General features: G+C 61.6%; 12 protein-coding genes. 11 read left to right on the forward strand and 1 reads right to left on the reverse strand.

Going from position 1 to position 12,362, the window contains the following annotated elements:
* Positions 1 to 80: 80 nt before the first annotated feature.
* The 8 genes from mdcA to mdcH all read left to right on the forward strand — a co-directional run bounded on the left by mdcA (position 81) and on the right by mdcH (position 7,253).
* Positions 81 to 1,733, forward strand: a complete 1,653-nt coding sequence (gene mdcA, locus OMR58_RS04170) for a malonate decarboxylase subunit alpha (protein ID WP_200560183.1) — start codon at positions 81 to 83, stop codon at positions 1,731 to 1,733.
* Positions 1,733 to 2,626, forward strand: coding sequence for a triphosphoribosyl-dephospho-CoA synthase (locus OMR58_RS04175; RefSeq protein WP_200560182.1), 894 nt, complete (start codon positions 1,733 to 1,735; stop codon positions 2,624 to 2,626). The genes mdcA and OMR58_RS04175 overlap by 1 nt, the downstream gene beginning before the upstream one ends.
* A 106-nt stretch (positions 2,627 to 2,732) precedes the next feature.
* A complete protein-coding gene (gene mdcC, locus OMR58_RS04180; protein ID WP_105592484.1) occupies positions 2,733 to 3,032 on the forward strand; it encodes a malonate decarboxylase acyl carrier protein in 300 nt (99 codons plus the stop codon).
* On the forward strand, positions 3,025 to 3,861 hold the full coding sequence (locus tag OMR58_RS04185; RefSeq protein WP_200560181.1) for a biotin-independent malonate decarboxylase subunit beta: 837 nt from the start codon (positions 3,025 to 3,027) through the stop codon (positions 3,859 to 3,861). Before mdcC ends, OMR58_RS04185 begins: the two co-directional genes overlap by 8 nt.
* Positions 3,858 to 4,658, forward strand: coding sequence for a biotin-independent malonate decarboxylase subunit gamma (mdcE, locus tag OMR58_RS04190; protein WP_200560180.1), 801 nt, complete (start codon positions 3,858 to 3,860; stop codon positions 4,656 to 4,658). Before OMR58_RS04185 ends, mdcE begins: the two co-directional genes overlap by 4 nt.
* Before the next feature lie 129 nt (positions 4,659 to 4,787).
* Complete coding sequence (locus OMR58_RS04195) at positions 4,788 to 5,747, forward strand: AEC family transporter (protein WP_200560179.1); 960 nt, start codon at positions 4,788 to 4,790, stop codon at positions 5,745 to 5,747.
* A 1-nt stretch (position 5,748) separates the two neighbouring features.
* A complete protein-coding gene (locus OMR58_RS04200; RefSeq protein WP_200560178.1) occupies positions 5,749 to 6,354 on the forward strand; it encodes a malonate decarboxylase holo-ACP synthase in 606 nt (201 codons plus the stop codon).
* Positions 6,351 to 7,253 carry a malonate decarboxylase subunit epsilon gene (gene mdcH, locus OMR58_RS04205; protein ID WP_264545324.1) on the forward strand — a complete coding sequence of 301 codons (903 nt, stop codon included), beginning with the start codon at positions 6,351 to 6,353 and terminating at the stop codon, positions 7,251 to 7,253. Before OMR58_RS04200 ends, mdcH begins: the two co-directional genes overlap by 4 nt.
* An 86-nt stretch (positions 7,254 to 7,339) precedes the next feature.
* On the opposite strand, the gene OMR58_RS04210 is transcribed toward mdcH, so the two are convergent.
* Positions 7,340 to 8,266, reverse strand: coding sequence for a LysR family transcriptional regulator (locus tag OMR58_RS04210; RefSeq protein ID WP_200560176.1), 927 nt, complete (start codon positions 8,264 to 8,266; stop codon positions 7,340 to 7,342).
* Positions 8,267 to 8,510: 244 nt separating this feature from the next.
* On the opposite strand from OMR58_RS04210, the gene OMR58_RS04215 reads away from it, so the two are divergent.
* From OMR58_RS04215 to OMR58_RS04225, 3 genes are read left to right on the forward strand one after another with little or no spacing between them, the layout of a single operon-like run.
* The gene (locus OMR58_RS04215; RefSeq protein WP_264545325.1) at positions 8,511 to 9,578 is read left to right on the forward strand and encodes an ABC transporter ATP-binding protein; all 1,068 of its coding nucleotides are present in this window, start codon (positions 8,511 to 8,513) and stop codon (positions 9,576 to 9,578) included.
* A 29-nt stretch (positions 9,579 to 9,607) separates the two neighbouring features.
* A complete protein-coding gene (locus OMR58_RS04220) occupies positions 9,608 to 10,582 on the forward strand; it encodes an ABC transporter substrate-binding protein (protein ID WP_105592476.1) in 975 nt (324 codons plus the stop codon).
* Between the two features lie 3 nt (positions 10,583 to 10,585).
* Positions 10,586 to 12,322, forward strand: a complete 1,737-nt coding sequence (locus tag OMR58_RS04225; RefSeq protein ID WP_444861296.1) for an ABC transporter permease — start codon at positions 10,586 to 10,588, stop codon at positions 12,320 to 12,322.
* Positions 12,323 to 12,362: the final 40 nt, after the last annotated feature.

Here is a 12,362-nt window from a genome sequence, read left to right on the forward strand (position 1 = left end):
TTGATGAACACCCCATTCCGGTACAGACTGGCTGCCATACTGAAAGCATCTGCAGAAGATGCACTTACAGGAGGTTAACCATGTTATCTACCCCGTCACCCCTGGTCTGGGATACACGTCGGCGCGAGAAACAGCGCCGTATAGCCAGCCTCGGTATCCCTCATAAAGTTCTGCCCACCGACGATATTGTTGCCATGCTTGAAAAGCTGATCTCACCCGGCGACCGGGTGGTGATGGAGGGCAACAACCAGAAGCAGGCTGATTTCCTCTCGCGTTCGCTGGCGCAGGTTAACCCGCAAACGCTGCACGACCTGCATATGATTATGCCCAGCGTCGGCCGCAGCGAGCATCTTGATATCTTTGAAAAGGGCATCGCCCGCAAGCTGGACTTCTCATTTTCCGGCACCCAGAGCCTGCGTATTTCGCAGCTGCTGGAGGATGGCCTGCTGGAAATCGGCGCGATTCACACCTACATCGAGCTTTATGCGCGGCTGTTTATTGACCTCTCGCCCGATGTGGCACTGGTCGCCGGATTTAAAGCCGACCGCAAAGGCAACCTCTACACCGGGGCCAGTACCGAAGATACCCCGGCGCTGGTCGAAGCCGCTGCGTTTCATAACGGCATCGTTATCGCTCAGGTTAACGAACTGGTCGATGATGAGTGCGATCTGCCGCGTGTGGATATCCCCGGTTCCTGGATTGATTTCGTGGTGGTGGCCGACAAGCCTTTCTTTATCGAACCGCTGTTTACCCGCGACCCGCGCCTGATTAAGCAGGAACACGTGCTGATGGCGATGCTGGCGATTAAAGGCATCTACGCCGAGCACCAGGTACAGTCGCTGAACCACGGCATCGGTTTTAACACCGCCGCCATCGAACTGCTGCTGCCGACTTACGGTGAAAAACTCGGCCTGAAGGGCAAAATCTGCCGCCACTGGGCCCTGAACCCGCATCCGACATTAATCCCGGCCATTGAAAGCGGCTGGGTGAAAAGCGTGCACTGCTTCGGCGGCGAGCTGGGCATGGAAAACTATATTGCCGCTCGCCCGGATGTGTTCTTTACCGGCCACGACGGTTCCATGCGCTCTAACCGTGCCTTCTGCCAGATGGCCGGGCAGTACGCGGTCGATATGTTTATCGGTTCGACGTTACAGGTTGACGGCCAGGCAAACTCCTCCACCGTGACCCGAGGCCGTCTCTCCGGCTTCGGCGGTGCGCCCAATATGGGCCACGATCCGCACGGTCGCCGCCACGCTACCCCGGCCTGGCTGGCGATGATCAATGAACCCGACCCGCTGGCGCGCGGCCGCAAGCTGGTGGTGCAGATGGTGGAAACCTTCCAGGCGGGCGTTAAACCGACCTTCGTGGAAAAACTGGAGGCGATAGACGTGGCGAAAACCGCCGGTATGCCGCTGGCACCGGTGATGATCTACGGTGATGACGTGACCCACGTACTGACCGAAGAGGGGATTGCCTATCTCTACCGCGCCAGTTCGCTGGAAGAGCGTCGGGCGATGGTGGCGGCGGTTGCCGGTATCACCGACGTTGGCCTCGGCGTGGATGCGCAGCGCGTGGCTAAGCTGCGTCGCGAAGGCAAAGTGGTGTTCCCGGAAGATATCGGCATCCGCCGTACCGATGCCAGCCGTTCACTGCTGGCGGCAGGCAGCGTCGCGGACCTGGTCGAATGGTCCGGCGGCCTTTATCAGCCACCGGCTAAATTCAGGAGCTGGTAATGAGCCCGCAGCGGCAGCTCGCCGCGATTGTTGCAGAGCGCCATGCGCGGCATCTGGCCGTGGTGGCGACCCACTGCCTGCTGGAGGAGGCGAACCTGACGCCGAAGCCGGGCCTGGTGGATCGCCGGGGAAGCGGTGCGCACAAGGATCTCACGCTGGATCTCCTTGAACGCTCGGCCCACAGCCTGACGCCGACCTTCTACGCACTGGCGCTACAGTGCTGGCAGCGCCCGGCGGATGTGGCCCTGCGCCAGCTGGTCGGTCGGCTTGGCCGCGAAGGCGAAGCGCAGATGATGCAGACCACCGCAGGCGTTAACACCCATCGCGGCGCGATCTGGGCGCTGGGCCTGCTGATTGCCGCCAGCGCGATGCGCGGTGGAGAAGGCAGCGTGCAGCAGGTGGTTGACGGTGCCGCCGCGCTGGCGATGTTGCCTGATGATGCGGCTCCGAAGCTGTTCAGCAACGGCCAGCGGGCCAGTTCGCGCTACCGTCTGCCGGGCGCGCGTGAAGAGGCCCAGCAGGGCTTCCCGCACGTGGTGAACCTGGCGCTGCCTCAGCTGTACCGCAGCCGTCGGCAGGGGGCCAGCGAAAGCGAAGCCCGTCTGGATACGCTGATGATCATGATGACGTCACTCAGCGACACCTGTGTGCTGTCGCGGGCGGGCATGGACGGACTTGAGGCGATGCAGCAGGGCGCGCAGGCAGTACTGGCGGCAGGCGGCGTTAGTCAGCCTGCGGGGCAGCGCGCGCTGGCGCGGCTCGATGCGCACATGCTGGCGCTGAATGCTTCGCCGGGCGGTGCAGCCGATCTGCTTTCCGCCACGCTGTTTCTTGATCGTATCTGCCCGGGGCCTGATGCGCCACGCGATGCAGGCCCGCTATCGGTGCGGTGAGTTAAGCCTGCGGCGAATCACATCCGTCAGTGTGGGTTCCTGACACTCCGAAGCGGCGGCCCGTAACGGCCGTCCGACACAAGGATTTTTATTTAAAGAGGATCTTATGCAACAGATAAGCCTTTGTTTTTCAGCCTCGCGACGCCTTAGCGGCAGATCGCTGGCGGGCGTTGTGGGTTCAGGCGACATGGAAGTGCTGTTTGTCGCCGACGGCAGCGACACCCTGAACGTTGACATCATCACCTCGGTGGATAACAGCAGCAAGCGCTGGACCGCGCTGTTCGAGCGGCTGGGCACCTTCGGGGATTTGCCCGCCGGTCAGATGACCATCCACGACTTCGGTGCCACGCCCGGCGTGGCGAGGATCCGCATTGAGCAGGTATTTGAGGAGGTAGCCGATGCGTAACGATCTCAGCTTTATTGAACTGAATGCCCGCCAGCGCGCACGGCTGTTGCTGGACCAGGGCAGCTTCCGCGAACTGTTAGACCCCTTTGAAGGGATCGTCTCACCGTGGCTGGGCATGCAGGGGATTGTCCCGCAGGCCGACGACGGTATGGTGGTGGCGAAGGGCACCATTGACGGCCAGCCTGCGGTAGTGATTGCCATTGAAGGCGCGTTCCAGGGCGGCAGCATGGGCGAAGTGTCGGGTGCCAAAATGGCGGCGGCGCTGGAGCTGGCGGCGGAAGATAACCGCAACGGTATTCCTACCCGTGCGGTGCTGTGCCTGGAAACCGGCGGCGTGCGGCTACAGGAAGCCAATCTGGGCCTGGCCGCGATCGCCGACATCCACGCGGCGATCGTCGATCTGCGTCGCTATACCCCGGTAGTGGGCATTATTGCCGGCACCGTCGGCTGCTTCGGCGGCATGTCCATCGCTGCCGGACTGTGCAGCTATCTGATCGTGACCCGCGAAGCGCGGCTGGGATTGAACGGCCCGCAGGTTATCGAGCAGGAGGCGGGCATTGACGAATATGACTCCCGCGACCGTCCGTTTATCTGGAGCATGACCGGTGGCGAAACCCGTGCGGCCAGCGGGCTGGCGGATGCGCTGGTCGGCGACGGCCAGAAGGCCGTGAAGCAGGCGATGCGTGATGCGCTGGCGAAGGGCGTACCGGCGGTACACCGTTCCGAAAACTATCCCTGGTATCTGCCGCGACTGACGAAGTTTGATACGTCCCGGCAGGCGGATTCACAGCAAATCACACGGCTTTTCAGCAAGGAGGATCGGTCATGAAACAGCAAACAGGACGCGGTGAAATCTGGCTGCAAACACTGACTGCCGGTGCCAGCCGGATGCCGGGACTGTGCCCGTCAGTCCAGGTTGCCGATGGTGAAGTTCACGGTGAAGCCGCACGCTTTATCGCCGTCGTGGCGGATAAAAATAACCACTTCCCGCGCGCTGCTGGCGGGGAAGCCGGACTGCTTGAGGGCTGGACGCTGGCGAAGGTGGTGAGTGAAACCGTAGCGGAAGACGCAAATAAATCGGAGAAACGCATCATCGTGGCGGTGATCGACGTTCCCAGTCAGGCCTATGGCCGCCGCGAAGAAGCTTTTGGTATCCATCAGGCGCTGGCCGCAGCGGCAGGCGCTTACGCCAGCGCGCGGCTGGCAGGCCACGTGGTGATTGGGCTGATTGTCGGTAAGGCGATGTCGGGGGCGTTTCTGGCTCACGGCTATCAGGCTAACCGGCTGATCGCCTTCAATGACGGCGGCGTGATGATCCACGCGATGGGTAAAGAGGCGGCAGCACGCATCACTCTGCGCAGCGTCGAGGCGCTGGAAAAACTGGCGGAAACCATCCCGCCAATGGCCTACGACATTCACCACTACCAGACGCTGGGCCTGCTGGAGTCGCTACTGGATATCAGCAAACCGGACGAACCGGATGCCGGCGATGTCGCACAGGTTCGCCAGGCGCTGGCCGCCGCCGTCGCTGCCGCCCGCCGCGATCCCGGACTGCAGTGTCGCCTGCAGGCAGAGAACCGCAGCAGTTCAAAACGGGTGCGTGAATTGATGCGCGCAGCCTGGTAAGAAAGTAGCTAAGACAAACCTGCCGGGTTATCTGCGGGGGCAAACGGAGCATTCGCCCCCGCAGCAATGGCCTGAAAAATAAAATAATAATCATCGCACCGGTGCTTAATCAGACTACCAGGTGATGTTATGACATATATAATTATCCATGCGCTTGCCCCTATTTTTGTGATTATGCTGCTCGGCTTTTACGCCGGCAAAGCGAAGATGGTGGACAACAAAAATGTGGCGCTGCTAAACGTCTTTGTGATGGATTTTGCGCTACCCGCCGCACTGTTTAGCGCGACGGTTAAAACCCCCTGGCTGGGGATTGTCCAGCAGTCGCCGCTGATCGTGGTACTGGTACTGTCGATGTGGGTGGGCTGGTTTGCCATCTATTTTATTGCCACGCGGCTGTTCCATAAGTCACCGCAGGATGCTGCCGTACTGACGCTCACTGTTGCTCTGCCGAACTATGCGGCGCTGGGCCTGCCGATCCTCGGTAGCGTACTGGGTGAAGGGCCGTCGACGTCGCTGTCGGTAGCGGTATCGATCGCCTGTGGTTCGGTGCTGTTGACGCCGTTCTGCCTGCTGATCCTCGAGCGCGAAAAAGCGCTGGCGGCAGGCAACGGCCAGCAGTCCGGGATCGGTATGCTGCCAATCCTGATGTGGCGTTCGGTAACTAAACCTATCGTTTGGGGTCCGCTGCTGGGTGTGGTGCTGTCCGGGCTGGGGATCGGCATGCCGGAAATCGTGCTGGCGGCGATTAAACCGCTCGGCCTGGCGGCTACTGCTGCCGCACTGTTCCTCACCGGGGTGATCCTCTCCGCCCGTAAGCTGAGCATCAACGGTGCAGTGATCGTGGGCAGCATCACCAAGCTGCTGATCCAGCCGCTGATCGCCTGGGGTGTGGTACTGGCGATGGGCCTGCATGGTCAGGTGGCGATCACCGCGATCCTGATGATCGCGCTGTCGGCGGGCTTCTTCGGGGTGGTATTTGGCAACCGGTTTGGCGCGCAGTCACCGGATGCGGAGGCCGTTCTGCTAATCACGTCACTGTTGTGTATCCTTAGCCTGCCGTTGTTTATCACGCTGACTTCCGGGATGTGAAATGAGTTCACCACACGATCTGATTTGGGTTTCCGACCGCGCCGCATTACAGGGCGATCTGCCGGAATGGGTGGCCAGCCAGTGGCGGCCAGCGCTGCCGCTGGTGGTGCGCAGGGATGTTGATGAGGGCGGACGCGTGCCGGTTGGCGTACGCGGCCTGCGGCGCGATCTGCGAGCAGCAGGCTGGGTCGATCCGCGTCATATCCGGCGAATTGTGTCGCCGGAAATGCTCAGCGATCCGGCGCGGCTGCTGGCATCGCCCTATATTTCGCAGCCGCCGCTGCAGGCCGCGCTTCAGCTGGCCCAGCAGGCGTGGCCGTGGAGCTGGGGTATCGCCGGCAGCGTTGGCTATGCGCTGGCAACTGAAGTACCGGTGCTGCGCGACAGCAGCGACCTCGATCTGCTGATCCGCAGCCACTGGCCGCTCGATAATACCGAGCTGCTGCGCTGGCAGACATTTATCAGCCAGCTTCCCTGTAGGGTGGACACTCAAATCGGCACGCCGCGTGGTGGTTTTGCGTTAACAGAATGGCTGCGGGAAGGGCGGGTGATGCTGAAAACACCACATGGCCCGCTGCTGACCGATCGGCCCTGGAGTACAGAATGAAAGTCCTTTTCTCTTTTCCAGGCCAGGGCGCACAGCGGCCCGGCATGTTACAGCAGCTGCCAGACGGTGATGCGCTGCTTGATGAGGTCAGCGACGTTCTGGCGGAGGACGCGCGACGGCTGGACAGCGCGGAGGCGCTAAGGCACACCCGCGCGGTACAGCTGTGCATCCTGATTAGCGACGTTGCCCACGCCCGCGCCCTTGAGCGGCAGGGCACCGTTGCCGATATGACCGCCGGGCTGTCGATCGGCGCCTATCCGGCGGCGGTAGTGGCCGGATCGCTCGCGTTCAGCGACGCGCTGCGGCTGGTTTCACTGCGCGGTACGTTGATGGAGAACGCCTGGCCGCAGGGCTATGGCCTGACGGCGATCGTGGGATTCTCTCAGGCGGATCTGCTGCCGCTGCTCGGCGACGACTGCTGGCTGGCCAACGTCAACAGCCCGCAGCAGCTGGTGATTGCCGGATCGGATGCGGCGATGGCGCGGGTCGGTGCCGCAGCGAAATCGCTGGGTGCCCAGCGCGCCTGTCGGCTGGCGGTGAGCGTGCCTTCGCACTGTGAACTGCTGGCGAAGCCCGCGCAGGAGCTGGCGCAGGCCTTCCAGGCGGTCACGCTGCATCGTCCACGCTGTGCGTATCTCAGCGGCAGCAGCGCGCGAGTGCTGTGGCAGCCGCAGCAAATTGCCGACGATCTGGCCTGGAATATGGCACGCAGGGTGAACTGGTATGATGCGATGGCGGCGGCAGAGGAACGTGACGTCGGGCTGGCGATCCAGATGCCGCCGGGTTCGGGACTGACCAGCCTGACGCGGCAGTCATTTAGCCTCGGCGGTGAAGCGATCTCGCTGGAGCAGAGCGGAGCCGAACTGGCTTCCCGCCTGGCGCAGAGGGCCAGGGGCTAGTTTCCGGGCGGCATCCCGCCTTGCGCTGTGGATCGGTCGCCCGTACTGAGCTGGTCGAGCGAGCAGAAATCCGTACCGGGTGAGGCTCAGGATTTCGCCCCGCGCTGGCGGCTGTACATCCGGCCTTCGGCGACCAGCGCCAGCAAATTCGGATCGTGTTCGCGGTTGCGTTCAAAGACAATCGCGATGTTTTGCTGCATCTGATAGGGCTGCGCCAGCCGCAGCAGCTGTACCGAATTTTCATAAACCCGCTTCATCCGCCCCGGCAGCAGAGTAAAGCCCACTCCAGCCTGTACGAGGCTCAGCATCGAAAAGATATCATTCACCCGCGTGACGATCTCCGGTTCGTAGCCTGCAATGGCGAACGCCTCACGAAAGCCCTGCCAGGTTGCAAAACCCTCATCAAGGGAGACAAATTTCTCCGTGCGGAAGTCGCGCAGATCTGCTTCTTTGCTAACATCCAGCCCGGAAGCCGCAGGCGCTGCGAGGAAGATATCGTCCTCAAACAGCGGTAGCGTTTCCAGATGAGCGTGATTGATCTGCTCGCAGGACGTGGCGATCAGCACCGCGTCCAGCGATCCTTCCTCCAGGCGGTTCAGCAGCATCTTATTCGAGCCCATGGTCAGCTCCAGCTCCAGATCCGGGCGTCGCAGCTTCATGCCCATAATCAGCTGCGGAATGGTCTCCAGGGTCAGCGAATAGAGCGTGCCCAGCCGCAGGCTTCCCTGGCTCATTCCGGCGGTTTTTCGCGCCTCTTCCACGCCGCGTGACAGCAGGTCCAGCGCTTCCTGACTGTACTCCCACAGCGTATGCGCGGCGGGCATCGGCACCAGATTACGCCCCTGATGAATAAACAGCGGGCAGCGCAGGCTCTCTTCCAGGCTGTGCAGGGCGCGATGCACGCTGACGCTGCTGATCCCAAGCGAGGCCGCCGTACGGGCAAGATTACCCCGGGTCATAAAAGCGATGAAAATTTCCAGTTTACGAACGGTGATATCCGAATCGATGCTCATTTTGACCTGTTTCCGTTAGTCGCAATGTGGTGAGTTTAGCGAGTTTATGATGAAGATACGCGCCGGGTTTTACGCTTTAATGCGGCGAAATCCAGCCGGTACATTGTCATTTTCCCCTGATTTTCCCGCGCTTTTCAACGGCGACGAGCGGCAGCCGGTTCATTCTGCCTGCTGTCACCGGGCTGTCATCTTTGCTCAGTATGTTCTAAGCCGTTGCTTTAATTGAACGGAGTCCGAGTGCCCGATGTCTGCGATCCTGATCGACAATCTGTGTAAATCCTTTGGCCAGCAGCAGGTGCTGCGCAATGTCTCGTTGCAGATTGAGCACGGGGAGTTTATCGCCGTTCTCGGGCCTTCCGGCTGCGGAAAAACCACGCTGCTGCGCACGATTGCCGGGTTTGAAATCCCGGACTCCGGCACGATAACCGTTGGCGAACGCCGCTACAGCGCACCGGGGCAGCATCTGCCTCCCGAGCAGCGCGAGCTGAGCGTGGTGTTTCAGAACTACGCCCTGTGGCCGCATATGTCGGTGGCGGAAAACATCGAATACAGCCTGAAAGTGAAGGGCATGGATCGCGCCAATCGGCGTATTCGGGTGGATGCCGCGCTGGATCTGGTCGGCCTTGACGGAATGGGTGAACGGCGGCCGGCGGATCTGTCCGGCGGGCAGCGGCAGCGCGTGGCGCTGGCACGTTGCCTGGTCACGCGGCCGCAGCTGGTGCTGCTGGATGAGCCGCTGGCAAACCTTGACGTACATCTTCGCGCGGCGATGGAAGAAGAGTTCACACGTTTTCATCATCACGCCGGTGCCACGCTGCTTTACATCACCCACGACCAGCACGAAGCGATGGCATTGGCCGACCGCATCGTGGTGATGCAGGCGGGGCAGGTAATGCAGTTCGCCACCCCGCAGGAGCTTTATCGCCAGCCCGCCTGCGAAATGGTGGCACGATTCATTGATGATGGCCGGGTTGTGCCGGTTGGGGATATCGAACCCGACGGGCAGGGCTCAGCCTGGGTCACACTGTTTGGCCTGCGGGTGAAACTGCGCGCCAGCCCCACTCAGCCAGTCCTGCCGAAAGGCAAAATCTGCCTGCACGCCAGCGACCTGCAAAGGGTAGCGCATGATGCCCTCGGCTTCGATGGCGAGGTCCGCCGGGTGATTTATCGTGGCGGCTACAGCCAGCTGGAAATTGAACCTTTGGGCGATCCGCAGTGCCGTCTGACCCTAATGCAGTCAGACGCCGCACCGCCACGGATCGGAGAACGTATAAGGCTGGCCGCCACCGACGGTTGGGTCATTCCGCACTAATTTCTTTTTCAATTCACTAAGGACTACAGATGCGTAGCACGGTAAAAATTCTGGCACTGCTGGCGTTCACCTCTCTGTCAGCCCAGGCGGCCGATGGAAAACTGGTGGTGTATACCTCGCAGGCTCCTGAAATCGCTCAGCAAACGATTGAAGCCTTTAAAGCCGCTAACCCCGGCATTGAGGTGAGCTGGACCCGCAACGGCACCACTCAGCTGATGAACGTGCTGCGCACCGAGATGATGAGCGGTGACGTGAAAGCCGACGTGCTGCTGGTGGCGGACTCCATCAACCTGGGCGCGCTGAAGAAAGAGGGCAAGCTGATGGCCTACGCGGATGCGCCGGTCAGCAATATCAGCCCGAATTTCTACGATAAAGATAAGACCTGGTTCGGCACTAAAATCATCGCCACGGTGATTGGCTACAACACGCAGAATGCGAAACCGGTTAACAGCTGGATGGCGCTGACCGATGCCAGCAATCGCGGCCAGGTGGCGGTGCCCAGCCCGCTCTATTCCGGCGCGGCGCTCTACCATCTGCATACCGCCATCAACACGCCAACCATCGGCTGGGAATTTTATAAAAAGCTGGCGGCTAACGGCATCACCCCGGAAGGCGGTAACGGCCCGGCGCTGAAAGCGGTTGCCAGCGGCGTTGCTAAATACGGGATCATTACCGATGCCGATTTGATCCGCGCGAAGAAACAGGGATCGCCGGTCGATCTGGTCTATCCGCAGGAAGGCGCGTCGTTTGTGACCGAACCGGTGGCGATCCTTGCCGGTGCGCATAACGTGCCTGCCGCCAAAGCCTTCGTTGACTTTATGCTGTCGGAAAAAGGCCAGCAGCTGGTAGCACAGCAGGGCAACCGTCCGATCGATAAACGCGTGGCGGCACCGGAAGGCTTTGCGCCAATTGATTCGATCAAACTGCTGACGCTGGACAGCGATAAAGCCGTTAACGATGATGCCCAGGTGCGTGAGAAATTCACTGAAATCTTTGGCGGTTAACCGATGAGCGTATTGCCCGGTATGATGCGCAGCGCCCGCCACCCCCGTGCGATCCGCTGGCCCGGCAGCGAGCGGTGGATCCTCTGGCTACTGGCAATCATGATTGGTCTGCTGTCGATTGCGCCGCTGGCGAGGCTGATCTGGGCGGCCATTGCGCCGCAGGGCGTACCCGACAGCGAGCGGCTGCTGCGGCTGTTGAATGCGCCCCGGGTGCTGCGCGCTACCGGCAATACGCTGTTTATTGCGCTGGGAGCTACCGCGATCTCACTGCTGCTGGGAACCCTGGCGGCGTGGCTGGTGGCGCTGAGTGATATTCGCGCCAGGGCGGCGTGGGTTTTTGCCTTTATTCTGCCGCTGATGATCCCACCGCAGGTGACCGCGCTGGCCTGGGTACAGGCGATGTCGCCCTCCGGACCGCTGATGAAACTGCTGGCCGGGCTGGGAGTGCCTCCCTTCGCCGGTCCGCCGCCGCTCTACTCGATGAGCGGTATTATCCTTTTACTCGGGCTGCACAATGCGCCGCTGGTGTTTCTGGCGGTGCGGGCTGGATTACAGCGCCTGCCGTCCGATCTGGTGGAAGCAGCGAAGATAGCCGGAGCCTCACCGCTCAGGGTGCTGTTAACCGTTATCCTGCCGCTGGCTCGCCCGGCGATTTTTGCCGGAGCCGCGCTCTCCTTCGTGGCCGCCGCCGGTAACTTCGGTATTCAGGCGATGCTGGGAATTCCTGCCAAAGTTCCCACGCTGATTACCCTGATCTATCAGCAGCTGAACAGCACCGGCCCCGGCGCGCTGCCCGATATGGCGGTGCTGTCGCTGCTGCTGGCGGCAATCACCCTGGCCGGAATGCTGATCAGCAGTCTGCTGGGCGGTCGGCGCGATGTTCGCGTTAGCGGCACGGCGCATGCGCTCACTCAGTCTCTTGGCCGCTGGCGACTGCCGGTAGAAGCGACCGCCTGGCTGCTGATGGCGCTGATCCTGCTGCTGCCGCTGTCGGCGCTGTTGACTACCTCGCTGACCCAGGGCTTCGGCCAGGCGCTGAACTGGCAGACGCTGACGCTGATTAACTACCGTAACGCGCTGTTTGACTATCCGGCAGTGCGCCACGCCTTTTTCACCAGCCTCTGGCTGACGGCGATTGCGGCGGCGATCCTGACTCTGATGGCACTGTTTATGGCCTGCTACCTCAGCTGGCGGCGCAGCCGCCTGGTGCGGGTGCTGCATCTCTCCAGCGAACTGGCCTATGCGCTGCCGGGCGTGGTGACCGGGATTGCCGCGCTGCTGTTCTTCCTGCGGCCGCTGCCGCTGATCAACGTCAGCCTGTACGGCACGGTGTGGATTATCCTCGCCGCCTATCTTTCCAACTTCCTTGCGCTGGTGCTGCGCCCGACGCTGGCGGGCTTTGCCCGCGTGGAGCGCTCGCTGGATGAGGCGGCACAGCTTGCCGGTGCGGGCTTCCTGCGGCGCATGCGCGACATTCTGCTGCCGCTGGTGGCACCGTCGGCGATTGCCGGGGCAATTCTGGTGTTTCTTACCGCGCTGAACGAAATCCAGGTTTCGATCCTGCTGGTAACCTCTTCTACCCAGACGCTGGGGCCGACCATCGTCTTCCTGGATGAGGGCGGATCGTCGACGCTGGCGGCGGCGGTGGGTTGCCTGATGATCCTGGTGGTGGTGGGGCTGATGCTGCTGGCCTCCTGGTGCGCGCGCAGGCACAAGGGCGTCCTGCCGTGGCAGGTTTAAAGCTAACGCGGCCGGTTTTTGACAAGATTTATGACATGAT

The organism is Erwinia sp. INIA01 (assembly GCF_025947915.1).
Taxonomy (GTDB): domain Bacteria; phylum Pseudomonadota; class Gammaproteobacteria; order Enterobacterales; family Enterobacteriaceae; genus Erwinia; species Erwinia coffeiphila.

Bases quoted from the DNA above. Each gene is read 5' to 3' on its own strand.
- mdcH (WP_264545324.1), top strand. From the start codon at position 6,351: ATGAAAGTCCTTTTCTCTTTTCCAGGCCAGGGCGCACAGCGGCCCGGC.
- OMR58_RS04200 (WP_200560178.1), top strand. From the start codon at position 5,749: ATGAGTTCACCACACGATCTGATTTGGGTTTCCGACCGCGCCGCATTA.
- mdcE (WP_200560180.1), top strand. From the start codon at position 3,858: ATGAAACAGCAAACAGGACGCGGTGAAATCTGGCTGCAAACACTGACT.
- mdcA (WP_200560183.1), top strand. From the start codon at position 81: ATGTTATCTACCCCGTCACCCCTGGTCTGGGATACACGTCGGCGCGAG.
- OMR58_RS04210 (WP_200560176.1), bottom strand. From the start codon at position 8,266: ATGAGCATCGATTCGGATATCACCGTTCGTAAACTGGAAATTTTCATC.
- OMR58_RS04195 (WP_200560179.1), top strand. From the start codon at position 4,788: ATGACATATATAATTATCCATGCGCTTGCCCCTATTTTTGTGATTATG.
- OMR58_RS04225 (WP_444861296.1), top strand. From the start codon at position 10,586: ATGAGCGTATTGCCCGGTATGATGCGCAGCGCCCGCCACCCCCGTGCG.
- OMR58_RS04175 (WP_200560182.1), top strand. From the start codon at position 1,733: ATGAGCCCGCAGCGGCAGCTCGCCGCGATTGTTGCAGAGCGCCATGCG.
- mdcC (WP_105592484.1), top strand. From the start codon at position 2,733: ATGCAACAGATAAGCCTTTGTTTTTCAGCCTCGCGACGCCTTAGCGGC.
- OMR58_RS04215 (WP_264545325.1), top strand. From the start codon at position 8,511: ATGTCTGCGATCCTGATCGACAATCTGTGTAAATCCTTTGGCCAGCAG.
- OMR58_RS04220 (WP_105592476.1), top strand. From the start codon at position 9,608: ATGCGTAGCACGGTAAAAATTCTGGCACTGCTGGCGTTCACCTCTCTG.
- OMR58_RS04185 (WP_200560181.1), top strand. From the start codon at position 3,025: ATGCGTAACGATCTCAGCTTTATTGAACTGAATGCCCGCCAGCGCGCA.